This is a genomic window from Oscillibacter sp., from assembly GCF_028693505.1.
Lineage (GTDB): Bacteria > Bacillota > Clostridia > Oscillospirales > Oscillospiraceae > Oscillibacter.
Genome location: NZ_JAQUVF010000006.1, coordinates 58,989 through 83,712 on the forward strand (window position 1 = coordinate 58,989; position 24,724 = coordinate 83,712).

Consider the following 24,724-nt stretch of genomic DNA (forward strand, 5'->3'; position numbering starts at 1 on the left):
GCATAAAAGCACAGCTCCCGGCGCTTTCGCGCCGGGAGCTGTGCTTTTTTCGGTAATTTACAGACCCTTCAATTCCTTCAGGCACTTGGGGCAGATGTTCTTGTCTTTAAAAAGCGTGATGTCCTTGCTGCTGTCGCAGAAAATACAGCTGGGTCTGTATTTTTTCAGAATGACGGACGCACCTTCCACATAGATTTCCAATGCGTCCTTCTCTGCAATGTCCAACGTACGGCGCATTTCAATTGGAAGCACGATCCGCCCCAGCTCGTCCACCTTACGTACAATTCCCGTTGATTTCACAGTGTGTCTCCTTTATTACATATTTAGCATGCTTTCGACAATATCATAAATTCCCATGATATGTCAATTACCAGCAAAGGAAATTAAAACTAAATTCATAAATTTGTAAAATATAGGAAAATGGAGATGGATAATTATGGCAATGTCCTGGGTGTGGACGGGAATGGTGGTGCTTTCGCTGATCTTCGGCGTGGCCACCGGCAATCTGGACGCGGTGGCCTCTGCGGCGCTCACGGGGGCGGACTCTGCCATTCGGCTGAGTCTGTCCATGGCGGGCGTACTGTGTCTTTGGACGGGCGTCATGGAGATCATGAACGTCTGCGGACTCTCCAGTGGCCTTGCCCGGGCCTTTCGCCCGATTTTGCGCCGCCTGCTGCCAAATGCCTGCAAGGATTCGGAGACGCTGGCTGCGGTCTCCGCCAACGTTTCGGCCAATTTGCTGGGGCTTGGCAACGCCGCTGGGGATTCGGGCGGCCCGCCGCATGGCCGTGGGCTGCGGGGGCGTTGCCAGCAACGAGCTTTGTATGCTGGTGGTGCTGAACACCGCCTCCATCCAGCTGCTGCCGGCCACCGTGGCCTCCGTCCGCGCCGCGGCGGGGTGCGCCACCCCCTTTGATATTTTGCCGGCGGTATGGCTTTCCTCCGTTTTGTCTGTGGCGGTGGGGCTGCTCGCTGCCCGGGTGCTTGCCCGCCGGGAAAGGAGTCGGGTGTGAATTTTAGTTCTCTGGTGCTCCCGGTGCTGCTGGCCGCCGTGGCGGTGTGGGGAATGGGCCACCGGGTGGATGTATACGGCGCGCTGACCCACGGCGCGGGGGAAGGCCTGACCGTCCTGCTGCGCATTATCCCGGCGCTGGTGGGGCTGCTGACCGCCGTTGCCATGTTTCGTGCCTCCGGGGCCATGGAGTGGCTCTCCCAGCTGTGCGCACCGGTCTTGGGGTTTTTGGGCGTGCCGCCGGAGACCACGCCGCTCATGCTCATTCGTCCCATCTCCGGCAACGGCGCGCTGGCGGTGGGCACCGATCTCATGTCCGCCTACGGGCCGGACAGCTACATCGGCCGTGTGGCGGCAGTGATGCTGGGCAGCACGGAGACCACGTTTTACACCATTGCCGTCTACTTCGGGTCCGCCGGAATCCACAAGACCCGGCATACGGTCCCGGCGGCGCTGGCGGCGGATCTCACGGGCTTCGTCGCCTCCGCCTTTGCCGTGCGGCTCTTCTTCGGAACCTGAGGGGACAAAAGAGGAGTCCGCCCCGCCTTCTTTCACGCAAAATACGGCGTTGACATCCTTTTTGGGGACGCATATACTGTGGTTATTCCAAAAAGGAGCGTGAGACCCATGGAACTGACCTTAAACAGCGCCGTTCTCGGCGTGCAGCTTTCCGGCATCCGCCGGTTTACTTTTCTGGTGCGGGATACGCCCGGCGCCTGCGCCCTGACGATCGGGGAGCCGGACCTGAATACGCCCGACGTCATCAAGGACGCCGCCAAGGCGGCGCTGGACGACAACGACACCCACTATCCTCCCGGAAACGGCTACCCCTATATGCTGGAGGCCATTTCCGCGTTTGAGGCGAAGGCCCATGGGCTTCACTATTCTCCCGATGAGATCATCCTCACCATCGGCGCCACGGAGAGCCTGTTTCTCAGCCTCTCCACCGTGCTCAATCCCGGCGACGAGGTCATCATCCCCACGCCCGCCTTCAGCCTGTACGAGTCCATCACCCAGCTGTGCCGGGGCGTTCCGGTGGCGCTGCCCACGGAGAAAAACCACTTCCAGATCGACCCGGAACAGCTGAAGGCGGCCATCACCCCCCGGACCAAGGCCGTCATCCTGACGTCGCCCAACAATCCCACCGGCTGCATTTACACCCGGGAAACACTGAACGCCATCCATGAAATTCTCAAAGACAAGCCCATCTTTGTCCTCTGCGACGACGTGTACCGGACGCTGGTCTATACCGGGGAATACCACAGTTTTTCCGAATATCAGGATATGCGGGATCGGATCATCGTCATCCAGAGCTTCTCCAAGCCCTATGCCATGACCGGCTGGCGGCTGGGGTACTGTCTGGCGGACGCGCCCATCCGGGACCGGATGCAGATTTTCCACCAGTACAGCGTGGTCTCCGCCCCCTCTTTTGTCCAGAGGGCCTGCGTGGCGGCGCTTGGGAGCGACACCCACGGCGTGGTGGAGATCTTCCGCAAGCGGAAGGAGTACGTGTACCGGCGGCTCAAGGACATGGGACTGGAGGTCCAGGAGCCGGAGGGGGCCTTCTACATGTTCATCAACATCCGCAAGTACGGCATGGACTCTTTGACCTTCTGTGAAAAAATGCTCCGGGAGGGGCTGGTGGGCCTGATTCCCGGCGTCTACTTCGGCACGGAGGGATACATGCGGCTCTCCTACTGCTATTCCGACGCGGATTTGAAAGAGGGGCTGGACCGGGTGGAGCGGTTTTTGCAAACGCTATAAAAAATGAGGGGCATCCGAAAGGATGCCCCTCATTTTTTGCGCTCACGGAAGCAGCAAGAGCTTTTTCAAAAATTCCACGCCCTTGGGCAGTACCGTCTCGTCATCGAAGGAAAATTGCGGCGCGTGGAGCTGCGCGGTGTCTCCCACGCCCAGAAAGAAGAACACGCCGGGGACGTTTTGCTGATAGAAGGAAAAGTCCTCCGCCGCCAGCGCGGGCGTTTCCAGCGTATGGGGGGCGTCCGGCCCAAGCTTTTGGCAAAGCGCCTCATACAGCGCCTCGTGGTTCCAAACCGCGGGATACCCCTCGCTCAGGTGGACGTCCACGCCGCAGCCACTCTCCGCCGCCACGGCCTTGCCGATCTCCCTGAACTGCCGCCGGCAAAAAAGGAAGGTGTCCTCCCGATAGGTCCGCAAGCTGCCCTCCAGCACCGACTGACCGCTGATGGCGTTGCGCACCGTGCCGGAGACCATCTTGCCAAAGCGCAGCAGCCGGGGCTCCTCGGGAGGTAGCTGGTCCATCATGTCGTAGAAGCGCTCCAGACAGGCGATCCCCGCCGTCAGGGCGTCCCGCCCCTCCGCTGCCCGGCTGAGATGTACGCTTTGCCCGGTGACGGTGACGGTCACCTCGTTGGAGCTTGCCATCATGGGGCCGGGGCGGGAGAAAACCGACCCTGCGGGAAGGCCCGGCCACAGATGCACGCCGAACATCCGGCGCACCCGGTAGCGCTCCAGCACGCCGGTCTCACAAAGCTGCCGGGCCCCACCGGTGGTCTCCTCCGCGGGCTGAAAAATAAAGAGCACGTTTCGGGGCAGCTCGCCCAGATGCTCCGCCACGATCTCCGACAGCGCCAGCGCCATGGCGGTGTGGCCGTCGTGGCCGCAGGCGTGCATCCGCCCGGGGTGGGCCGACGCGAAGGGAAGGCCGGTATCCTCCGTCACCGGCAGGGCGTCCAGATCCGCCCGGAAGGCGATGCTTTCCCGCGCCCCGGCGTCAAAAAACGCGCAGACGCTGCCGACGACGGGGGAAAAAAGCTTGCAGGGAAGGCCCTTCAAAACGGAGCGGACATAGTTCACAGTCTCCGGCAGCTGATTGTCCAGCTCCGGAATGCGGTGCAGCTCTCTGCGGTAGGCGACGACGGATGAAAGCATCGGAAGAACCTCCTGTTGAGTAGATACTATCAATATAGCACGGCGGCGCAAAGTAGAACAGGGAAAAGTGACTTTTTTGTCGAACTCCACAAGAAAAGTCCCGTATTTTTCCCTAAAATTTTTAATATTTCTCTTGAAACAGGGGACGCAAGATGATATGATAACGCAAAATAAGATAGAGGCGCGGATGCGATGGACCCACAGGAGCCGGCAGGCGGAGAAGGTGGGAAGGGCAAGTCCGCCGAACCTTTTCCCCGGGCGCGGCGGAGAGGGTGGGGCCGTGGGAAATACCTGCGGGACTGTCTGCGGCCTTCGCCGCAGGGGCGCTATCCGCTTACAGAGACTCCACGTTTTTGAACGTGAACGGACTGTCGGTAGGAGCGTGTCTCTACCGGCTTTTTCTTTTACAAAAAACGAAAAGTATGGAGGACACTTACATGAAGTTCGAGCATTTGAGAGGTTCCGTTGTGGCCATGATCACGCCGTTCCGTGAGGACGGCAGCGTGAATTTTGACGCGCTGACCCAGCTGCTGGAGCGCCAGATCGCCGCCGGGACCGACGGCATTTTGGCGCTGGGCACCACCGGCGAATACTCCACCATGACCCATGAAGAGGACGCCGCCGTGGTGGCGCACACCATTCGCGTGGTGGACGGACGGGTGCCTGTGGTGGTGGGCAGCGGCTCCAACTGCACCGCCACGCAGATCGAAAAGAGCATCCAGTATCAGGAGATGGGGGCCGACGCGCTGCTGCTGATCTCTCCCTACTATAACAAGGCCAATCCCGAGGGGATGTATCGCCACTTCGCCGAGACGGCGGACAAGGTCCGCGTTCCCTGCATTTTGTATAACGTGCCCGGCCGCACGGGCTGCTCCATTCCCGTTTCCGTGGTGGAACGGCTGGCAAAGCACCCCAACATCGCCGGAATCAAGGAAGCCAGCGGCGATATGAGCTATGCCATGAAGATCGCCCGCTGCGTGGGGCCGGATTTTGCGCTCTACTCCGGCAATGACGATATCACCGTGCCCATCATGAGCATCGGCGGCAGCGGCGTCATCTCCGTTTACGCCAACGTGATGCCCGCCATGTGCCACCAGATCGTGGCGGATTATCTGGGCGACAACCAGACCCGGGCGGTTGCAAACCACCTGCGGTATCTGGAGCTGATGAACGACCTCTTCCTGGAGGTGAATCCCATCCCCGTCAAGACCGCCATGAATCTGATGGGCTTGCAGGCAGGCCCCATGCGCCTGCCGCTTTGCGAGATGGGGCAGGCAAATGCCGCCACGCTCCGCGCCGCGATGGAGGAGGCGGGACTGCTGTGAAGATCCTTCTGATCGGCCGGGGAAAAATGGGCCGGGCAATCGAAGAGACTGCCCGTGCCGACGGCGACGAGGTGGTGCTCTCTCTCGGGCGGAACGATCTGGACCGGCTGGGGAACCTTGGCAAAGTGGCGGACGTGGTGATTGATTTTTCCCGGCCCGAGGCGCTCTCGGAGGTCTGCGCCTACGTCCGCCGGACGAAAACACCCCTGCTCTCCGGGACCACTGGCTATACCGCCGAAGAACTGGCGGCGCTCAAGTCGCTGGGGACGGCCGCGCCTGTTTTATGGAGCGCCAACTACTCACTGGGCGTGGCGGTGCTTGTCCGGGCGCTGCGGGCGGTGAGCGACGTGCTAAAGCCCGATTTTGACATCGAGATCACAGAGACCCACCACAATCAAAAAGCGGACGCGCCCAGCGGCACCGCCAAAGCGCTGCTGGAGGCCATTGACCCCAGCCACGCCCTCACGCCGGTATACGGCCGGGAGGGGAACTGCGGGCGGCGGGGGCAGAACGAGGTAGGTATTCATGCCCTGCGCGGCGGTACCGTGGCGGGGACCCACACCGTCCACTTTTTCGGCGTGGACGAGGAGCTGGAGTTTACCCACCGGGCCGCCAGCCGCCAGATTTTTGTGGGCGGCGCGCTGCACATGGCCCGGCTGCTGCCGGGGAAGGACGCAGGCGTATATGACCTGCAAACCATCCTGTTTGGAAAATAAAACGTGAGGAGAACGGTATGAACGCACAGGAGATCATTGATTATATTGCAAATTCCGAAAAGAAAACACCGGTAAAGGTTTATGTGAATGAAAAAAGCCCCATTGACTACGGCAGCGCCACGGTGTTTGACGGGCACGTGGGGCAGGTCACCAGCCGCATCGTCTTTGGCGACTGGACGGAGCTTGGCCCCATCCTGACGGCCAACGCCGATAAAATCGCCGACTGCATGGTGGAAAGCGACCGCCGCAATTCCGGCGTGCCGCTGCTGGATCTGAAGAATATCAAGGCCCGCATCGAACCGGGCGCCATCATCCGGGAGAAGGTGGAGATTGGCGAGGGCGCGGTCATCATGATGGGCGCGATTTTGAACATCGGCGCCATCGTGGGCGCGGGCACCATGATCGACATGGGCACCGTGCTGGGCGGTCGGGCCACCGTGGGCAAGCGCTGCCACATCGGCGCGGGCACCGTGCTGGCCGGTGTGGTGGAGCCTGCCTCCGCTACCCCCGTGGTGGTGGAGGACGACGTGGTCATTGGCGCCAACGCCGTGGTGATCGAGGGCGTGCGCGTGGGCGCAGGCGCGGTGGTCGCCGCGGGCGCGGTGGTGATCGAGGATGTGCCGGCAGGCGCCGTGGTGGCGGGAAGTCCCGCCCGCGTCGTCAAGTGGAAGGACGCCAAGACCGAGGGCAAAACCGCTCTGGTGGACGCGCTGCGACAGCTGTGAGACAACCCCCCTGCCTTTTGGCAGGGGGGTTTTGGCTGATTTTGGTCGTCTTTTCGCCAAATTGCCAAAATTGAAGGGGAAAATTTGGAACCTGCCGCCGCCGCTTTCTGTTGTCACAACGCATGAAACTGTGCTATCGTAAAACCAAACCCAAAGGTGCGGGACGCGATTGCGCGCTTTCGCGGGTAGGGAGGGGGAGTGCATATGCTGACGTTGGATTTTATCAATGTGGGCAACGGTGATTCCATTCTCGTCCGGGAGCTTCGGGGCGGGCAGCAGCGGTTTGCCATGCTGGTGGACTGCGGCCATGACTGCCTTGTCCGGGACGATCACCCTGCACCGCCGGACCCTCGGTCCAAGCGCATCTATGCCGGTGAGTTTCTGCGCCGGCACGGCGTCACCCATCTGGACGTGCTGCTGGTGACCCATTTTCACCGGGACCATATCGGCGGACTGGGCCGGGTTTTGGAGGCCGTTACCGTGGACCGCCTGCTCACCACCTACGCACCTCCCCCGGACGCGGGGGCGCTGCATCCCGATGAGGCGCGGGACCTTCCCAAGGCTGCGCGAAATTTGCTGCGCTGCGTGGACCTTTACGCCGCGGCCCTGCGCACGCACCCCGGCCAGGTGGGCGAGACGGTGGTGCTGCCCGGCAAGCGCTTAGAGCACCTTGCCCTGACGGAGGAGCTGTCCATGGACCTCCTGTTCGGGGAACCGGCGCTGTACCCCCGGCAAAAGCAATTGTACGACGAGGCCTTTTCCGGCGTGCGGGACCCCTACGATCTGATCCACTGGGGCAAGTCCATGAACGTGTCCAGCCTGCGAGAGCGGCTTTTTTACCACGGAAAGGAAATCGTCTTGGGCGGCGATGCCTATGCCCACATGTGGGAGACGGAGACCGCCACCCCCTGCGATATTCTCAAGGTCCCCCACCATGCGTCCCTGTCCTCCACCACCCGGAAGCTGCTGCATCTGCTCCAGCCCAAGATCGCGGTGGTGTGCGTGGCGGCGGGCAGACCCGACGAACGGCCCCATCCCTACATCATCTCCCTTCTGCGGGAATTTGCCCAGGAAGTGTATTTTACCGACGCGGTGGACCTCCCGGGACTGGTGGAGCCTGCGTTCCACGAGTCTGTGCATTTGGAAATTGAATGAGAAAGACCGGCTTTTGCCGGTCTTTTTGAAAACTCTATTTTCCTACTTGACAAATAGGATTTTTTGTCTTATAACAATATCATAGTAAAAAGATAAGAATAGGAGGAATTCTATGAACGTCTATGCGGATAATGCAGCCACCACCGCCGTGAGCAAAACGGCGTTGGAAGCCATGCTGCCCTGCTTTCAGGAGGTTTACGGAAACCCCTCCAGCCTTCACAGCCCCGGTCAGCGGGCGGCGGAGAAGCTGGCGGCGGCCCGGGATCTCTTTGCCCGGCGTCTGAACGCTTCCCCCCGGGAGATCACCTTCACCTCCGGCGGCAGCGAGGCGGACAATCAGGCGCTGCGCAGCGCCGCGGCGCTGGGGGCGCGGAAGGGGAAGAAGCACATTATTTCCACAAAATTTGAGCACCATGCCATCTTGCACACGCTCTCGGCGCTGGAAAAGGAAGGCTTTACCGTGACGCTGCTGGACATCCCGCCGGAGGGCGTGGTCACTGCGGAGCAGGTGCGCGCGGCCCTGCGGACGGATACCTGCCTTGTTTCCGTGATGTTTGCCAACAATGAGATCGGCACCATCCAGCCCATCGGAGAGATCGGGGCGGTGTGCCGCGAGGCGGGGGTCCTGTTCCACACCGATGCCGTGCAGGCGGCGGGCCACCTGCCCATTGACGTGGAGGCGCTGCAAATCGATTTGCTGTCCCTCTCCGCCCACAAGTTTCATGGGCCAAAGGGCGTGGGCGTGCTGTATGCCCGCAAGGGCATTCCGCTGGTGAATGTGATTTACGGCGGCGCACAGGAGCGGGGCAAGCGGGCCGGCACGGAAAACGTGCCCGGCATCTGCGGCGCTGCCGCGGCTTTTGACGAAGCCTGCGAAAAGATGGCGGAGCATCAGGCGTACCTTACCCCGCTGCGGGACAAGCTGATCGCGGGACTGACCGCCATCCCACACACCGTTTTGAACGGCGACGCGCAGCGCCGCCTGCCGGGCAACGTCAACGTCTGCTTTGAGGGCATCGAGGGAGAATCCCTCCTGTTGCTGCTGGACGACCGGGGCGTTGCCGCCTCCTCCGGCAGCGCCTGCACCTCCGGTTCGCTGGACCCCAGCCACGTGCTGCTGGCGCTGGGACGGCCCCACGAGGTGGCCCACGGCTCGTTGCGGCTGAGCCTCTGCGAATACAATACCCCGGAGGAGATCGATTACCTGCTGGCGGTTTTGCCGGAGATCGTCTCGTATCTGCGCAATATGTCCCCGGTGTGGGACGAACTGGAAACGGGTCGGCGGCCCCACCTGATTTGAAAGGAGCAAAAGCAATGGCATTATATAGTGAAAAGGTCATGGACCACTTCCGCAATCCCAGAAACGTGGGAAAACTGGAGGACGCCGACGGCATCGGTGAGGTTGGCAACGCCAAGTGCGGTGATATCATGCGAATGTATATCAAGGTGGACCCCGCCACCAACGTCATCACCGATGTGAAATTCAACACCTTCGGCTGCGGCAGCGCCATCGCCACCAGCTCCATGGCAACGGAGCTGATCAAGGGCAAGCCCCTTTCCGAGGCGCTGGAGCTTTCCAACAAGGCGGTGGTGGAGGCGCTGGACGGACTTCCCGCTCAGAAGCTCCACTGTTCCGTGCTGGCGGAGGAGGCCGTCCGGGCCGCTGTCCGGGACTACTACGATAAAAACGAAATCGCCTACGGCGATGAACTGCGCCCATGCGAGGGACACTGCGATACCTGCGGGCACGAGCACGCATAAAACCCGCGGAAAACAAGCCGCCGGAGCCAAAGGCTCCGGCGGCTTGTTTTATTTGGATTTGTCCTGCTTGGGGGGAGAAAAGGAGACGGTGTCGTCCGGCGCTGCGTCCGAGGAGGGATAGCAGTCGGCGTAAGATTCCGCAAAGTTTGCCTGATTCTGCTCGCTGTTGGGCGTCATTCTCTTCAGAGAGAGGACGAAGGCGAGGATCATGCCGAAAAGATACCCGGCGGTGGCGGAGAGGGGCGCAAACTGAATGATCAGGGCGCTTATCACGGCCACCAGAACGGTTGTCACCACGGCAACCTGCGCGATCCGGCGATGAGCCCGCTTGAGATCAAATGTGGGATTTTCCAGATGCCGGCGCTTGGCAAGGGGGATGGAAGAGAACAGGGCCACCAGCGCCTGAATGCCAACGGTGGCCATCAGCACGAAACCGCCGGCGGCAGCGCCGAAAAAGAAGGGGATATTCATAGCGTTCCTCCTGTGTGAGTGGCGGATAGGGAATTTGAACAGAAAACAGTATACACGCATTTTCCCCATTTGGCAAGTATGCTCATTTCAAAGGGACGGTGTGGGCCGTCAATTCCCCGTTTGCAAGGGCGATCACAGCGTAAAAGGGGCGGAGAGGGTCCCCGATGCTGCCGGGATTTACAAACAGGGTTTTGCCGCGCTTGTCCACCAGCGGCTGATGGGTGTGGCCGAACAGGAAGAGGTCCAGATTCTCCTCCTCGGCGGTCATTCCCGCCCGGAGAAGGGACTGCTTGACGCCGTAGGTATGGCCGTGGCAGGCCAGCACCCGCCGATCCTCCCAGAAGAGCAGCTTTTGCACCGGCTCCCCGGGGCGAAGGTCGCAGTTTCCGGGCACCTGCTCCAAGGGAATGTCCGGATAGCGGTCGTGGAGCCGCTCCCCGTCCCGCCAGCAGTCCCCCAGATGAAGAATCATCCCCGGCGCAGCCTGCTCTACCGCCCGTTCCATGTTGGAAAGATTCCCGTGGGAATCGGAAAGAATCAGAATTTTCATAAAAAACACCTCACTGCCCATTGCGTTCAGTATACCTCCTTGCCGCCCGTTTGGCAATCAGCGATTAGCGGAGGGCCCCATGTTGGGGCAGAGGATCGGACCCACAGACGGGAAAGGACGCCATTTCCGGTTTGACAGGCAGCGCCGGATTTGGTATGCTCATGAGCAGCATAGAAAGGGGCGCACCATGGACAGTTTTGATTTTTTAAACGTTGGTTTTTTTACCAAGGCCTCCGTATTCCCCGGAAGCCTTGGCACCTTCCGCTACCGGTTTGCGCGGACCGGCTGGCCCGGAAAACCGGATTCCACCATTCAGGCGTGGGTCTACGAGAATACCAGCTTTGAGCTGGCGAAGGAAATTGAGACGGAGACCTTTCCCTGGACGGAGGAGGGCGTGGAGGCCCTGAAGGGCTGGCTGAGGCAAAGGCTGGCGGAGCGGGGGAGTGCCCCCTACCGCATTCCCTATCCGATGGCGGCACCGTGTGAAAAACCGTGAGAAGCGCGCTGGGGGAAAGCCGGAGGACCTTTTTAAACGGAAAATGCAAAAAGACAGCGGCAGATGATTCTGCCGCTGTCTGAGACTGTCGAAAAAGCCAACAGGCTTTTTCGACAAAAGGATTCGCGTCGCTCTACGCCTCATATGTCCGCTTTCAGCGGACAATTCGACGCTCGCTTTGCGCAAAGTGTTTTCGGCCACGTACACGCCGCGGTCGAAAACGGATTTCAATTTTTTTGCCGCCCCGGCGGCAAACTCTGTGAGACTTTTTCAACAAGCTGAGACAGCGGCAGATGATTCTGCCGCTGTCTTTTGCATGAGAGGTCATCTTGCGCCGGGGCCGCTTTTTGAAAAAGAGCGCTGCACAGAGATGTGTGCGCTCTCCGCGCATCTTTTAGCACGTTTCTCCGTCGAGCGTGCCGGAAAGATGCCGTACCGTCATTAAAATTTCCTTGTGGGTGGGTTCATACCAGCAGAACTCTGCCTCCCGGACGCCGTCTGCCATCTCGTAGCGGTAGCGGTACTGCCCGCTCTGGCGCTCCATGCGCTCCACAACGTGCTCCAGCACTGCGTTGGCGTAGTACGCATCCCGCTGACCGGGGAGAATGTGGCAGTCGCGAATTTGCCGCACGGCGTCGTTGACGATTCCACTTTGCGCCACGGCGTGGGTGTTTTTGCCGTCGCTGGCGTACACCTCATAGGACCCCGTGTCACCGTGCAGCAGGCAGATATACTCAAACGCGCACTTCACCGCCAGCTCCATGATCTTATGCAGCCGCAAAAGCTCCACTTCCTGCTGCTTTCCCTCGGCCGGACGGGCAAAGAAGAACGCGCAGATATCCCCGCTGTCGTTTTTGTAGAAAACAACGGTGCTCTCAAGATGGCGATAGGCGTGGCCGGTTTGGTCAAGCTGTCTGGCATGGCACTGCACACTGGGCTTTCCAGCCTCATAGGCGCGAAGCAGAGACGCTCTCGACAGGGTGCTGAAGGCCTCCTCGTCCTCCGGATGAATGGCCTTGGCATTTTGCGAGAGAAAATCCCGGTACGTTCCGCTGGCGGAAATGTGGGCAATCACGTATGCGCTGGACTCCATTAAAAAATAGCGGTCCTGTGTGAGATTCACCGAAACCACCAGCGGATAATAGGAGGAGATCGCGTCCATCAGCTGATTGAGTTGATGGCGGTTGACCGACAGCTCGTCGCGCAGGGAGATGGTGGTATGACCGGCGTGGATATAATCGGCAGCCTGCATTTCCGGCGTATAGAAAGCGTAGTCGTTTTTCCCGTTTCGCTTCACATGATAAAGCGCGGTATCGGCCTGCCGGTACAGCGACTTGAAATCATCGGTACCGCACTGCCCCAGTGCGCAGCCGATGCTGCAATGGATCACGTGCTCATTCCGCTCGCCGACCCGGGCCTGGGAAAGCTCATGGAGCAAGGTTTGCAGTGTGGGCTGGAGATCGGCGTCCTCCTTAATGCCCGTCAGGAAGACCACAAATTCGTCCCCGCCGATACGCCCGAAAAGATCGGTACGGCGGAAATGACTCTTTAGAGCTGCCGCGATTGCCTGCAGGGCGCGATCCCCCTGCAAATGGCCAAAGGAGTCGTTTGTCCTTTTCAGATCATCCAAATCCAGAAGAATGAATGCGCAGCGACCGTTGTCAGGGTCCAAAAGCCTTTGCGCAATCAGCGTTTCGGTGGTGATGCGATTGTAGATGCGCGTCACGCCGTCCAGCTTGGCGCGCTCCACCTCCGCCTGGGCGGCGTTCAGCTCATTTCGCCGCTCCTCCTGTTCCAGAAAATCGTCGGTGGTATCGGAGCGCATGACAATCACCGTTGTCTTGCTTTCGTCCAGATAGGTAAAATTGCAGCTTTTGCGGCGGAACCTGCCCCGGTATGTGATCCAAAACGAGTAACTGTACATGGAGTCGATTGCCGGCAGGTGCTCCAGCACACAGGCAAGGCCCATTCTCCGGAAAAATTCGCTCCGGTTTTCTTCCGGAACAAAGCACGCCGCGAATTCCCGCAGGCTGCCGACGTATTTGGCGCCGCCGGTCTGCGACGGCAACTGATCGATATCGGAATTGCGATAATGATAGATGACTCCGGTCTGCACATCGATTGCCCCCAGCATCTCGATTTCCAGAGAGAGCAGCCGCTCCATCAACAGCGCCGGCGTCCGTTTGCTGTCGATGTCGTGGGTGTAAAGAAAAATCTTGATGTGCCCCGACTCCGGGTCGAGATACGTTTTGGCGGTGGAGCTTGCCCAGTAAATGCGTCCGGAAGCGTTGCGCCGCTGGAATTCAAACTGGTAATTGTTTTCGCCCTTTTCAAAAGCCGCCAGCAGCCGCTTCCTGTCCAGAATCTCGGCAATGGTGTCCCGCTGGCCTTTCGTAAGCCCGGAGGCGACCATGCGGTGATAGACCTGCGCATACACGGTGACGTCGTCATAGCAGATGCCCGCGCCGCTCTTGGCCCAGCTGCTTTCCAAAATTCCGTCCGTCAGATCAAGACTCAGCTTTGCGAGAAGATCCTCACTTTGGACGGCGGAGAGCTGCCGCAATTCCCGCTGATACTCCGCAATTTGCTTTTCCCGCTCTGCCAAGGCGGCTTCCTCGCCTCTCTTTTGCTCGGTCACGTCGCTGTAAATTCCGTAGAAATACAGCTCGCCATCCACCTCCACCGGGTTCGCCAAGAGGTTGATCCAGCGCGTTTCACCCGTTTTGAGGACCATCCGCATGTCCACATTGCATTGCAGACGGTTTGCGATGGCGGAGCGGACGGCGTCCGTCAGCGCGGCCCGGTCATCCGGATGTACGCGGGACAAATTGGCAAAAGCATCATCGTTAAACGACTCGCCCTCGTCATAGCCAAGCGCCTTTACAGCGCCCTCGCTGAGATAGGTGCGAATGATCTGATCTCCCACCACGTGGAAGGCGGCCAGCCCCCCCGGAATGTTTTTCAGCACGGCGCTCAGCCGATTCTGCGCGGCGTAGCGCTCCGTTTGGTCGGCCAAATAGGTGATGAACGCATCGTGTCCGTTCCAGTTGATGCGCGTCATGCGGGTGAAATAACGGCGGGCGTCGATCTCCAACTCCCCGCACAGCGGGTCGCCGCCAAGGCGATCGGCCATACAGCCTTCACAGGGCGCGTGCCTGCGCCGGAGAAGCTCGTAGCAGGGCTTGCCGATGATTTGGGACTGCGGGACGCCTGTCAGGCGCTGGGCAGCCTTGTTGACAAACAGCAGTTCTTTGGTTTTGCAGTCAGCCACAGCCAGCACACTGTCCGCCTCGTCGATGATGGAGCGGTACAGCTCCACCGTTTTGGATGGATTGTGAAAGACCACGTGGAACACCGGATACCCATTGCGCTGTCCCATCACGCACCCGTGCATATCCACCCACACCGGCTGGCCGTTCACATGCAAAACGCGGTAGATGAGATCCAGATCGGCGCCGGTGGCTATCGCATTTCGCAGATGCTCCAGCACCATCTGTTCATCGGCGGGGAAGATGTCCGATTTGTGGGCCACATTGAAATAAGCGAGATACTCCTCCGTGGTTCGCCCGGAGATGGCAGGCACGCCCTTTGAGACGTAAACCACATGGAACCCGTCGGGGCGAATTTCATAAGTGCCGATGCCGCCGGGGATGGAATCCACCAGCATCTCAATCTGCTGCTTGTCCTGCCTCTGGCGCTCTTGCAGCAGCTTCATTTCCGTGATGTCGGAATAGGAGCAGTAGAGCAGTCCCGTTCCGGGTGAGCGCATGATAAAGCTGGCGTGGATATCCACCCAAAGGTAGGAACCGTCCTTCTTCCGCATCCGGCACTGCTGCTTGAGCAGCGCACCGGTTTGGGTGGTGCGAGTCTGCGCGGCAAGCAGCGCCGGCGCATCGTCCGGGTGAATCAAGGGGGAATTCTTTACAATATCTGCGTTGAAGAATTCGTCATGGGTGTACCCAAGCATTTCGCACAGACCGCTGTTTGCATACTCAATGGTCCGCGTGCCGTTGGCATACCGATAGCAGATGATGCCGTTTGGCGTGTTTTGCAGCAAAGCGGCATTGCGCTGATTGGCCGCATGCAGAGCCAGCTCCAGCCTTTTGCGCTCATCAATATCGACAATCACCACGATATACCACCTGTGGTCCGCTTCATCCGTCACCAGATGACCCGCATCGTAGACCCATTTCAGCGCGCCGCTTTTGGTCACGATCCGGTATTCGCAGCTGTCTGTCACGCCTGTTTTTGCAATATCACTGTCGATTTTTGCAAGGACCCGGTCCCGATCCTCCTCGTAAATCATCTCGGAGAACCGATTGTGAAACTTCTTTGTAAATTCCTGCCGGGTGTAGCCCAGCAAGGTGAGCATGGTGTCGCTGACAAAGGCGAACTGACCGTCCCCTGTGGCGGAATATTTGAAAATTCCGCCGGGGATGGAGTCGATGATCGCCGAAAGCTCCCGCTGCTGCTCCGCAATTTTTTCCTCCGCCTCCGTGACGTCGGTCAGATCGGTCAACGAGGCATAGAGCAGGGGGGCGCCCTGCTCACGCTTGACCAGATGCATCACGGCGCGCAGGCAGAACCACGAGCCGTCCTTCCGCCGTGCGCGGAAGCGAGCGTCCAGCGTTTCCCCGTCGGTAAGCTGCCGGATTTCTTCGGGAGAAAAGGCACCTGCATCCGCCAGGAAGTTCACCGGCAGGTTTGCCGCGATGCGCTGATGATACTCCTCCTGCGTAAAGCCGAACATTTTGCAGGCAATATCGTTGACATAGCGGGGCCGGACCTGCTCTCACAGCTCGTACACGGCCAGTCCCATGGGAAAATTCCGGATGATATTGGCGTACATGCTGCTTTGCCGCTGGGAGTTTTTGCGCTCGGTAATATTTTCAATGGACAGATAAAAAATGTAGCTGTCCACTTTCTCGGCAAGGAATCGCACCTGACAACGCACGCAAACCGGCTCGGCGTCCTCCCGCAGCGGAATGGTGTACGCCTCACAGTCCGCTTCCTCTCCGGTGCGGATGGCGGTCTCCAGCATATCGATAAAAACCTTGCGGTATTTGGAATCAATGGTATCCAGCAAGTGATACTGTTTATCCACATATTCCGCGGCTGTGATACCCAAAACCTCGTAGTACTTGTCGTTCAGCCGGAGCGCCGCCGCATTTCCGCCCCGATACTCCAAAATCCCGGCTCCGCCCACGAAGCTGTTGAACAGGAGCGTGGACTGGGTGGTGGCGTCCAGAAAATCGACAGAGTGGTCAATGCCTGGATAGAATCTTGCGTCCTGCTTCGTAGAGACGGGGTGGTTTTCCAGCAGACTTCTGAAGTCGGAGGCGGGCATGGGCTTTGCAAAGTAGTACCCCTGCATATAAAGGCAGCCGATGCTTTTGAGGTAGTCCGCCTGCTGGCGGGTCTCCACCCCCTCGGCAATGACGGGCAGACGAATCGCGTGGGCCATCCCCACCACGGAGGTGAGGATGCTCCCGCTGCGGCTGTGGTTTGCGTTGGGGGCGACAAAGGCCATATCCAGCTTCAAAAGATCCACATGGACGTCCTTGAGCGTGTTCAAAGAGGAGTACCCGCTGCCAAAATCGTCCATTTCCACCTTGAACCCGGTGCTTTGCAGCTGGGCAACCATGTTGAGCACCAAATCGGGGCTGTCCACATAGGCGGACTCCGTGATCTCCAGATGCAGCATGGACGGGTCCAGCGCGTACTTTTCGATCAGCGCCCGAAAGCCGTCTACCAGCCCGGGGTGGTACAGGTCCCGGCGGGAGATGTTGACGGAAACGGATGGAAGGACCACGCCCTCGTCCTTCCATTTTTTCAAATAAACGCAGACCTGCTCCCAGATGGAGCGGTCCAACTCGTAGATAAAGCCGTTTTTTTCAAAAAGGGGAATAAACTTGTCTGGGAAAATCAGGCCCTTTTCCGGATGATTCCATCGCACAAGGGCCTCCGCCCCGATGAGCTTTCCGGTGGCATAGTTGTACTGGGGCTGAAAATACGGGATAAACTGCCCCTTCACCAGCGCGTCCTTCATGGCAGAGACGATGGACTGCTCCTCCAGAACTTCCGTGCGCATGGCGGCGCAGTACCATGCGTAGTGCTCATCATAGGCGTTCTTCACGGAGCGCAGCGCCAGCAGTGCCCGGTCGCACATGATGCCCACGTCAAGGGTCTGCGCGTCAAACGCGTACATGCCAAAGTGCACGGAAAATGTGTAGTCCGGAAAGGCGCTGCGCAAAATCGCAAGGATGTCCCGATGCAGCTGCTCGGGCGCAAAGGCGTCCTTGTTCCACAGGCCCACAAAATGGTCGGCGTCATAGTGGCCGTGGGTCCGCAGCGCCGGATGATCTTTGGCGTAAAGCTGGCACTGCTCTCCAATTTTCAGCAACAGCGCATCCCCGGCCGAAGTGCCGTAAGTATCGTTGAACACCTTGAAATTATCGATGTCCCACCGGACAAGGGCATAGCTGCCGCCTGGGTCGGCAGTGAGGAGCTTTTGCGTTTCCTGACAAAAGGTCTGCTTGTTCCAAAGACCGGTTTTTGCATCCGTTTTTGAAAGGTGCGCAAGCTCTTTGAGCCACTTGTTTTCTTCTTCCAGCTTGGATGCGCGCAGCAGGGCGATGAGCCGATGAATCCGAAGCTGAATGGTCACCGGGTCAAAGGGCTTGGTAATGACATCCACCGCGCCGTACGCCAGCGCCCGGTTTTGCGTTTCGGAATCGTCGCTGCCGGTGACGATGATTACCGGAATCGTGGAGAGCGCGGGATCGCGCTGCATCTGCTCCAATACGCCAAAACCATCCAATTCGGGCATCTGCAAGTCCAAAATAACAGCGGTGATCGGCTGCATGCTGCGAAGAACGCGCAGCGCATCCAGACCGTCCCTTGCTTCCAGAATGGCATAGTCCGCCCCAAATATTTTTTTCAGCAACATGCGGTTTATGCAATCGTCATCAACGATCAGGATGGTTTTCTGTTCTTTTTTCTCTTCCATATGTTACGGCTCCCCTTAAAAAACAACGGAGAAAATTTTCCGGAGCAACGGGCCGGTAATCCCGCTTCTCACGGACCGCAGGTGTTGGATGAAAATTTGGCGCGGAAATTTTTTGCGCAGACAGGAACAACCGCCGCTTTCTGGTTGAAATGCGCTGTCACCACAATTAAAAATGTTCTCGCCTGCCATGACTGGAGGTCTCCTTTCCGCATGGAACCCCCATCGGCTGGTGGACACAGCTGCGCAATTACATGAATATAGACGTTAATAGTGTAGCATCTTTTGAAAAAAACTACAATTATTTTTGACAAAATAATCCATTGCGGACAAAACGCTGCACCTCCGCGCCGCCGGGACGGGTTTTCGCTCCAAGGCTGCGGCAAAATAAAGTTTCATTTTCCGCTCAAGCGGACGTCTGGGGAGGCTGCAAAAAGGAGCCGCCGGTCCTGTTTTAAGCAGGACCGGCGGCTCCGGGCTTTTTTAGTTCACCGTGCCGCAATGCGATGCCCCGGGGCACGGCTTGGAAAGTGGGAATTTACATGATTTGCCTCTGGATAAAAAACGGCTATTGACCGCCGTCTCTTCCAATGGCGGGGCGATAGCCATAGAGAAATACCGTGATCTCCTCATAGGCGTGGTTGCGCCTTACCCGCATGGTTTGCCTGGCCAGAGGCACAAAGCCGTGGCGGTCGTAAAACCCAACATTGCAGGTGGTATCGGTGTAGAGGTATATGCTGGTCACGCCATGCTCTTTTTGGTAGGCAAGCAGCCGACCCAGCAGCTGCTTCCCAACGCCGAGACCGCGGCAGTCCCCGGCAACGGCAAACAGCGTCAGCACACCGTCAAACCGCTGGGGATACGAGGCGCTCAGCTCCTCGTAGATTCGATGCAGGTGTCTGTAATCACGGAGATCGCACTGCGCGCGCAAAGCGTTCAGGCTCATGCAAAGGGTGTGGTAGGCAAGGGCGAGAAACGGCTTTACGTGGGGGAGCAGACGATCATCGCTGTCCGCTTTTCCCATGATGACGCCAATGACAACGCCGCTTCGCTCGGCAACGCAGGAAAAGGTAGCTTCGGCAAGGCAGCTTTGCAGGTATGCGTCCAGACAGCATTTTAAAACGCTTTCGTTTTCAATATAGGTGTGGAGAGCGAAGCTTTCGTTGATCAGCTGTTTGACAGCCGGAAAGTCAGCCGGCCGGAGACTTCTGTAAATAGTACACATCAGCTAGCAGAAACACTCCCTCGTTTTCAGGATGCGCCGTGCATATTTTGCGTAGCGATCCGTTTCATGGCCTGATAGGAAAGCAGGCACACGGCAAGGGTCAGCACGTCTGCGATGGGCTGAGACGCATAGATGCCGTTCACGCCCCAAAGCCGCGGCAGCAGCAAAATACAGGGAATGTAAAAGAGTCCCTGCCGGATGGTGGAGAGAAACAGTCCGAATTTGGACGCGCCAATGGTTTGGAAGGTAATGGTCATCATGTAGCATAGGCCAAATGCCGGATAGAGCGCCACCTGCGAAATGAGCAGTCTGGAGCCGTATTCCACCACGGCAGGATTGCGGTTGAAGAGCAGAATCAGCGGGTGGGAGAGGAGAATATAGACCGCTGCCACCACCACCGATAAAAGCAGCGTCCCCTTCAGAGAGAACCGGGCGGCCGTATGAAAACGCTCCTCGTTTTTCCCGCCGAAGGCATAGGACGCCACCGGCTGATAGCCCTGCATAAAGCCCATGATGACATAGCAGCCCACCAGAATCAGGCGCTGCACCACGCCGTAGGCCGCGATGATAAGGTCACTGTCCGGCAAAGCCGCGGCGGCAACGTTGGTCAGGGAAGTTGCAACGGCCAGGCAGATTTGGATGACGGCGGTGGGAATGCCGATGAGGATGACATCCTTGAAAAGCTGCACGGTGGGTTTGATAAAGCGCAGGCCAAAGCGAATGATGGACTTTCCACTCAGGTAGAACCACGCCAGGATGATAAAGGTGACGGCCTGAGAAACGGTGGTGGCCAGAGACGCGCCCTCCACCCCCATGCCAAGACCCCAGTCAAACATAAAGACCGGGTCCAAAAGCACATTGAGCGCCGCGCCGGTAATGACGGCAATGGAAGAAATTTTCACCGAGGATTCCGCCCGCGCCGCGCAGTTGAGACTTTGCGCCGGGAGATTGAAGATCGCGGCGATGAACATCCAGAAGGCATAGTCCTTGGCAAGGGGCATCACCGTGTCCGATGCGCCGAATGCCCGGAGCAGCGGCTCCATGCACACAATCCCGCCCACGCACAGCGCGCCGCCGATGGCCGTGGAGGCCGCCACAATGGTGGAAATCGTTGTGTTGGCCCCGTCTTTGTCCCCCGCGCCCAGCTGCCGCCCGGCCAGCACCGCCGCGCCGGCGGCAAAAATGTTTTCAATGGAGACAAAAATCAGCAGCAGCGGCAGCGTGACCCCCACTGCCGCCAAGGCGCTTTCACTGTCCAGCAAGCCGATATAGGCGGTATCCACGATGTTGTAAACCGCCTTGGCCAGCAGTGCGATGGTCGCGGGGATGGCCAGCTTGACAATGGCCCTGGAGGGAGCCGCGTCTGCCAGTAAAGATTCTTTTTCTACGTTTTCATCACGATTCATGTTCGTGCTCCTCTCTTTCTACTACGCCGTAGAGCAAAATGGAAAGGGAGCGTTTGCAGGTCTGCTCATGACGCTCCAAATCAATTGTTCCCTGAGGTTCCATCTGATAGCGCGCGTTGACAAAGTCCTGATAGAGACGGAAGGCGTCCACCGCGGTTTCCAGAGAGATGTCGGTGCGCAGATGCTCCCAGCGCAGCAGCTCGGTCAGCACCGCGATATTCAGGGCGTCAAAGGGCGCTTTGCTCTCCAGAATCTCCTCTTCCAAATGGGGGGGCGGCGCAATCACCACGTCGCAAAAAAGCTTATGGTACAGGGGATGCTCGTGAAAAAATTGCAGCCTTGCGTCAAAATATTGCTCCAGACGAGAGGCATTTGGGCTGCTTGGGTTGGAAATTTTGGCGGATAGATACGCGCTTAGGGAGTCGAACAGGTCTTTGACGCAAAGAAGATACAGGTCGTCTTTGTCCTTAAAATAGTGGTAGAGAATCCCCTTTGAGATTCCACCCGCAGTGCAGATGGTATTCACCGAGCTCAGACCGTAGCCCTGGCGCGCAAACTCCGCAAGGGCGCTGTCTAAAATCTTTTTCCTGCTCAGCAGATTCTTTTCATCGCGTTTCATGGAACACCCCACAAAATAGACCTGGTGGTCTGTTTTCTGATTAGCCTACCACAATTGGGCCCGCAAGTCAATGAATGAGATGTGAATTTTATCGGGGCCGCAGCGGCGTCGGGATGCGCGCCGGGGACAGGGGGTGTTAACGGATGTAAAAAAAGAGAGGATTTGCGTGAGACGATTTCGCGGTTCTTTACGTCTAAGAATTACTTTGGTATAATCGGGAAAAACAATTGCATCGCTGCATGAGGATGGTGGAAAATTTTGAAGGCATGCATGGACAAACACCGATTTGCTGAACGGATGCAGGCGGGCAAGCAAAAATATTACCGCATGGCGTACTGCTACGTCAAAAATGAGCATGACGCCCTGGACATTGTGAGCGAGGCTGCTTACAAGGGACTGAAAAATATCCACACCCTGCGCCAGCCGGAGTATTTTGACACGTGGATGACCCGCATTGTGATGAACGCCGCCACCGATTTTCTGCGGAAAAACGCCCGCTGCACACCCTGCGAGGATACCGTGCTGGAGACGGTGGCCGTGCCGGAGCAGGCGCTGACGCCGGAGGATTCACTGGATCTCTATGCGGCGCTTGGTTCGCTCGGCGACCGGGACCGCTCCTGCGTGGTACTGCGGTACTTTGAGGGCTATGGCTTTTCCGAAATTGCGGATATTTTGCAGGAGGCGGAGCCTGCCGTGAAGTCGCGGCTATATCGGGCGCTGAAGAAAATGCGTGTGGTTTTGGAAAAGGGAGATGCGGGAAGATGAAGAATCTGGGAAAGACAAACTACGATGAAATTCCCATTTCGGAGGAGCTGGATCGGGCGATTCTTTACGGGATGAAGCGGGCGGAGCGGGAGAAACGGCGGGCGGTGGGCGAAAAATGGGTCGGCGTGGCTGCCGCCGTGTTCTGCGTGTTCTTCGCCGGCGCCAACATTGCCCCGGTCTACGCCTACGCCGCCGAGCTGCCGGTGGTGGGCGCGATTGTCCGCGTGCTGCATATCGGGGAGGGGGGGACGCGCACGGACGGCGCGCACATCTCCGCCGACACGCAGGGCGAAACGGTGGCCCTTTATTTTGAGAGCAATGCAGACGCGCTGGACGCCGTTCCATTTTACACGGCGGTCCATCACCTTGCGCCCAACCGTCTCGTTTTGACCGTGCAGGGCGTTTGCACCATGGACACGCAGGCGGTACTTGCAAGTCTTTTGGCGGCGGACGCGGTGCGGGACGCCTATCCCAGTATCATCGGAGACGACTCGGCGTACGGATTTGTGATCGTGCTGCATCGGGGGTATACCTATGAACTGACGGAGTATGCAAAACCGGCGGCCCTCTCCATCCGCTTTTACCCGGAGGAATCCGACCAGGCGGAGGCAACGGTGTATTATCTGCGGACAAAGGCCATGCCCTACGGGGAGGAGCTGAGTCTCGCCACCGAGGAATTCAATCAGGAAAACGCCACACAGCTCAAGACCGAAAGCGGCGATTATATCGTCACGGCGGGGCAGTATGCCACCGAGGCGGAGGCTGACGCTGCGCTGCGGGAGCTGGAAACAAGGTATGGCGGCGACACGGGATTGTTTGTCGCCGCCGGGGCGGCGGACGAAGTGCCCGAAAAATAAGAAAACCAACCCCGGGCGGGCGCTCCGCCGGTTCTTCGCGCGTGGGACGAAGCACCGGCGGAGCGCCTTGTTTTCTGCACTCTTGGGCGGCGGAAAGAAAAGGCTTTTTCAGCCCATGAGACGTTTGACACCCGAAGAGCGTCTAAAACACGTTGCGATGAATGAAGCGACAAAATTAGGAAAAAATGAGGATACACAAATGAAAATGAAGAAGAGCCTGCTGCTTGCCCTTTCTGCGCTTACCTTATCCGCGCTGGTTTTGACCGGCTGCGGAAAACAAAATACGCCTGTCCAGACGCCGCCTGTCACGGCTCCCGGCGAGACTGTTCCCGGCACCTCCGACGAGACCGGGGATCAAAGCGCCCAGGGCGCTCCTTTGATGGCGGTGGCGGAGATGCTGGGGAAGTCCGATGAGGAGGTCAAGGACCTCTTTGGCGGCGGAAGTGAGAACATGACGGAGGATGGCAGCGTCCTGCTGGGACGCGCCTACGCCACCACGCTGGACGAAAACGCCGTAACGCTGGAGACGGTTTACGCAGAGGATCAGACCGTGAGCTCCGTTTCCGCGTCGTTTACCGACCGGACGGCGGACGAGGTCAAGGCCATCCTGACAGACGTCTTTGGCGAGCCGGAGGTGGTCGACCAAACCCAGGCCATGGATACCAAGACGCTCACATGGACGAAGGATCAGGTCTCCATCACCATGAATGAAAGCTACGGAATGCCTGCGGTGGAATTGACAAAAGTCAACGGATAAAAAAATGGCGGCGGCGTGTCAATGGGTGCGCCGCCGCCATTTCAACAGGAGAATGCAATGAAAAAAATATGGACCCTTTTACTCGGCGCTGCGCTGATCGCTTTGACCGGCTGCGCATCGCAAACCCCGCCCGCGCCGGAGGGCAATCTGCTGAATTTCGACTTGGGTCAGGACGTGCTGACCGACTTTAGCGGGAGAGAGATCCCCTATGAAGTGCAGGGCGTGCTGGGCATTCCGGAGGGGAAAAACCGCCCGGTGGTGGTGATCGTCCACGGCTCCCACCCCATCGAAAAGGCGTCCGAGGCCCGCTATGACACCGGCTTCAACTACCTCACCCAGGCGCTCAGCGAGCAGGGGAATCTAGTTCTCAGCATGAACGTTGCGATGAACTATTCCTTTGAGGACGGCGAGCCCTATGGAAACGAGCGCACCCGCCAAATCCTTGCCCGGCAGCTCTCGCTTTTAAAGAAGGCGGTGGACGGCGACAAAAAGGTGTTCAACCGGGACCTCTCCGGTGTGGGCGACTTTAGCAAGGTAGTGCTTCTGGGCCACTCCCGGGGCGGTTTGGACGTTTTGGAATGCGCGGAGAATCTGCCGGAGGGGATGCGGACCGTGGGCGTGGTGAGCGTGGCGCCCTCTACCTACAAGGCCTGGGAGACCCCGCTGCCCAACGTTCCTGTGGGCATCGTCATCCCCCAGATGGACGGCGACGTGATCTCGCTGGACGGCAGCGATATTTACGAACAGCTCCTTGTCGATGAGCGCTACACCAGTACGGCGGAACTGATTTATTTAAAAGGCGCCAACCACGGATATTTCAACACCCAGCTGACCCAGCCTGTGAATGTCAATGAATATTTGAGCCAGGTGCTAGCGAATATTAGAGCCACTTTTGCTAACGAATACTTGAGCCACCTGACCAATTTGTGCTACTCAACACTTGAGCCACTTTGCGTTTCCAACAG

Annotated in this window: 24 protein-coding genes, 1 pseudogene and 1 riboswitch; of the genes and pseudogenes, 14 read left to right on the forward strand and 11 right to left on the reverse strand. The window is 58.5% G+C overall.

The window, feature by feature from the left end; genetic code table 11:
* Positions 1-57: 57 nt before the first annotated feature.
* A complete protein-coding gene (locus tag PHI30_RS03045; protein ID WP_300023732.1) occupies positions 58-300 on the reverse strand; it encodes an AbrB/MazE/SpoVT family DNA-binding domain-containing protein in 243 nt (80 codons plus the stop codon).
* A gap of 63 nt (positions 301-363) precedes the next feature.
* Positions 364-735, reverse strand: coding sequence for a hypothetical protein (locus tag PHI30_RS03050; protein WP_300023734.1), 372 nt, complete (start codon positions 733-735; stop codon positions 364-366).
* 11 nt (positions 736-746) lie between these two features.
* Between PHI30_RS03050 and PHI30_RS03055 the strand changes: the two genes are divergently transcribed.
* The 3 genes from PHI30_RS03055 (at position 747) to PHI30_RS03065 (ending at position 2,776) form a co-directional block, all read left to right on the forward strand.
* Positions 747-1,013 (forward strand): hypothetical protein, encoded by a 267-nt coding sequence (locus tag PHI30_RS03055; protein WP_300023737.1) that lies wholly within the window; start codon positions 747-749, stop codon positions 1,011-1,013.
* Positions 1,010-1,531 carry a spore maturation protein gene (locus PHI30_RS03060; RefSeq protein WP_300023739.1) on the forward strand — a complete coding sequence of 174 codons (522 nt, stop codon included), beginning with the start codon at positions 1,010-1,012 and terminating at the stop codon, positions 1,529-1,531. Before PHI30_RS03055 ends, PHI30_RS03060 begins: the two co-directional genes overlap by 4 nt.
* 108 nt (positions 1,532-1,639) lie before the next feature.
* Positions 1,640-2,776: a pyridoxal phosphate-dependent aminotransferase gene (locus PHI30_RS03065; protein WP_300023742.1), complete on the forward strand. Its 1,137-nt coding sequence runs from the start codon at positions 1,640-1,642 to the stop codon at positions 2,774-2,776.
* Between the two features lie 42 nt (positions 2,777-2,818).
* Here PHI30_RS03065 and PHI30_RS03070 read toward each other — a convergent pair whose 3' ends face one another.
* Positions 2,819-3,925 carry a M20 family metallopeptidase gene (locus tag PHI30_RS03070; protein ID WP_300023744.1) on the reverse strand — a complete coding sequence of 369 codons (1,107 nt, stop codon included), beginning with the start codon at positions 3,923-3,925 and terminating at the stop codon, positions 2,819-2,821.
* 168 nt (positions 3,926-4,093) lie between these two features.
* A riboswitch (Lysine riboswitch) is annotated at positions 4,094-4,262 on the forward strand.
* 85 nt (positions 4,263-4,347) lie between these two features.
* Between PHI30_RS03070 and dapA the strand changes: the two genes are divergently transcribed.
* The 6 genes from dapA (at position 4,348) to nifU (ending at position 9,607) form a co-directional block, all read left to right on the forward strand.
* Entirely contained in the window at positions 4,348-5,250 is a 903-nt protein-coding gene (gene dapA / locus PHI30_RS03075) for a 4-hydroxy-tetrahydrodipicolinate synthase (protein ID WP_300023746.1), read from the forward strand.
* Positions 5,247-5,966 (forward strand): 4-hydroxy-tetrahydrodipicolinate reductase, encoded by a 720-nt coding sequence (dapB, locus tag PHI30_RS03080; RefSeq protein ID WP_300023749.1) that lies wholly within the window; start codon positions 5,247-5,249, stop codon positions 5,964-5,966. Before dapA ends, dapB begins: the two co-directional genes overlap by 4 nt.
* 17 nt (positions 5,967-5,983) lie before the next feature.
* Positions 5,984-6,691, forward strand: coding sequence for a 2,3,4,5-tetrahydropyridine-2,6-dicarboxylate N-acetyltransferase (gene dapD, locus PHI30_RS03085; RefSeq protein WP_300023751.1), 708 nt, complete (start codon positions 5,984-5,986; stop codon positions 6,689-6,691).
* Positions 6,692-6,895: 204 nt separating this feature from the next.
* Entirely contained in the window at positions 6,896-7,846 is a 951-nt protein-coding gene (locus PHI30_RS03090) for an MBL fold metallo-hydrolase (protein WP_300023754.1), read from the forward strand.
* A gap of 112 nt (positions 7,847-7,958) precedes the next feature.
* Positions 7,959-9,146: a cysteine desulfurase NifS gene (gene nifS, locus PHI30_RS03095; RefSeq protein WP_300023758.1), complete on the forward strand. Its 1,188-nt coding sequence runs from the start codon at positions 7,959-7,961 to the stop codon at positions 9,144-9,146.
* A 14-nt stretch (positions 9,147-9,160) separates the two neighbouring features.
* On the forward strand, positions 9,161-9,607 hold the full coding sequence (nifU, locus tag PHI30_RS03100; RefSeq protein WP_300023761.1) for a Fe-S cluster assembly scaffold protein NifU: 447 nt from the start codon (positions 9,161-9,163) through the stop codon (positions 9,605-9,607).
* A gap of 48 nt (positions 9,608-9,655) precedes the next feature.
* Here nifU and PHI30_RS03105 read toward each other — a convergent pair whose 3' ends face one another.
* Positions 9,656-10,078, reverse strand: coding sequence for a hypothetical protein (locus tag PHI30_RS03105; RefSeq protein WP_300023763.1), 423 nt, complete (start codon positions 10,076-10,078; stop codon positions 9,656-9,658).
* 82 nt (positions 10,079-10,160) lie between these two features.
* On the reverse strand, positions 10,161-10,628 hold the full coding sequence (locus PHI30_RS03110) for a YfcE family phosphodiesterase (protein ID WP_300023765.1): 468 nt from the start codon (positions 10,626-10,628) through the stop codon (positions 10,161-10,163).
* 187 nt (positions 10,629-10,815) lie between these two features.
* Between PHI30_RS03110 and PHI30_RS03115 the strand changes: the two genes are divergently transcribed.
* On the forward strand, positions 10,816-11,124 hold the full coding sequence (locus PHI30_RS03115) for a hypothetical protein (RefSeq protein WP_300023767.1): 309 nt from the start codon (positions 10,816-10,818) through the stop codon (positions 11,122-11,124).
* A gap of 394 nt (positions 11,125-11,518) precedes the next feature.
* Here the strand turns inward: PHI30_RS03115 and PHI30_RS03120 are convergent, their stop codons facing one another.
* The 6 genes and pseudogenes from PHI30_RS03120 to PHI30_RS03145 all read right to left on the reverse strand — a co-directional run bounded on the left by PHI30_RS03120 (position 11,519) and on the right by PHI30_RS03145 (position 21,380).
* Positions 11,519-14,839 (reverse strand): diguanylate cyclase, encoded by a 3,321-nt coding sequence (locus tag PHI30_RS03120; RefSeq protein WP_367186324.1) that lies wholly within the window; start codon positions 14,837-14,839, stop codon positions 11,519-11,521.
* A pseudogene (locus PHI30_RS03125) lies at positions 14,831-15,889 on the reverse strand (PAS domain-containing protein); the annotation flags it as partial. The gene PHI30_RS03120 and the pseudogene PHI30_RS03125, both read right to left, overlap by 9 nt.
* Before the next feature lie 27 nt (positions 15,890-15,916).
* The gene (locus tag PHI30_RS03130; RefSeq protein WP_300023770.1) at positions 15,917-18,133 is read right to left on the reverse strand and encodes a bifunctional diguanylate cyclase/phosphodiesterase; all 2,217 of its coding nucleotides are present in this window, start codon (positions 18,131-18,133) and stop codon (positions 15,917-15,919) included.
* 565 nt (positions 18,134-18,698) lie between these two features.
* Positions 18,699-19,355, reverse strand: coding sequence for a GNAT family N-acetyltransferase (locus tag PHI30_RS03135; protein ID WP_300023771.1), 657 nt, complete (start codon positions 19,353-19,355; stop codon positions 18,699-18,701).
* A gap of 26 nt (positions 19,356-19,381) precedes the next feature.
* Positions 19,382-20,761 carry an MATE family efflux transporter gene (locus PHI30_RS03140; protein WP_300023772.1) on the reverse strand — a complete coding sequence of 460 codons (1,380 nt, stop codon included), beginning with the start codon at positions 20,759-20,761 and terminating at the stop codon, positions 19,382-19,384.
* A complete protein-coding gene (locus tag PHI30_RS03145) occupies positions 20,751-21,380 on the reverse strand; it encodes a TetR/AcrR family transcriptional regulator (RefSeq protein WP_300023775.1) in 630 nt (209 codons plus the stop codon). Before PHI30_RS03145 ends, PHI30_RS03140 begins: the two co-directional genes overlap by 11 nt.
* A 270-nt stretch (positions 21,381-21,650) precedes the next feature.
* Here PHI30_RS03145 and PHI30_RS03150 point away from each other — a divergent pair, with 270 nt between their 5' ends.
* The 4 genes from PHI30_RS03150 to PHI30_RS03165 all read left to right on the forward strand — a co-directional run.
* Positions 21,651-22,145, forward strand: coding sequence for a sigma-70 family RNA polymerase sigma factor (locus tag PHI30_RS03150; protein ID WP_300023778.1), 495 nt, complete (start codon positions 21,651-21,653; stop codon positions 22,143-22,145).
* Positions 22,142-23,002 (forward strand): DUF4179 domain-containing protein, encoded by an 861-nt coding sequence (locus PHI30_RS03155; protein WP_300023781.1) that lies wholly within the window; start codon positions 22,142-22,144, stop codon positions 23,000-23,002. Before PHI30_RS03150 ends, PHI30_RS03155 begins: the two co-directional genes overlap by 4 nt.
* A gap of 199 nt (positions 23,003-23,201) precedes the next feature.
* Positions 23,202-23,759, forward strand: a complete 558-nt coding sequence (locus PHI30_RS03160; protein ID WP_300023783.1) for a hypothetical protein — start codon at positions 23,202-23,204, stop codon at positions 23,757-23,759.
* A gap of 57 nt (positions 23,760-23,816) precedes the next feature.
* Positions 23,817-24,724: alpha/beta hydrolase family protein (locus PHI30_RS03165; RefSeq protein WP_367186323.1), on the forward strand; the 908-nt coding region annotated here is incomplete at its 3' end.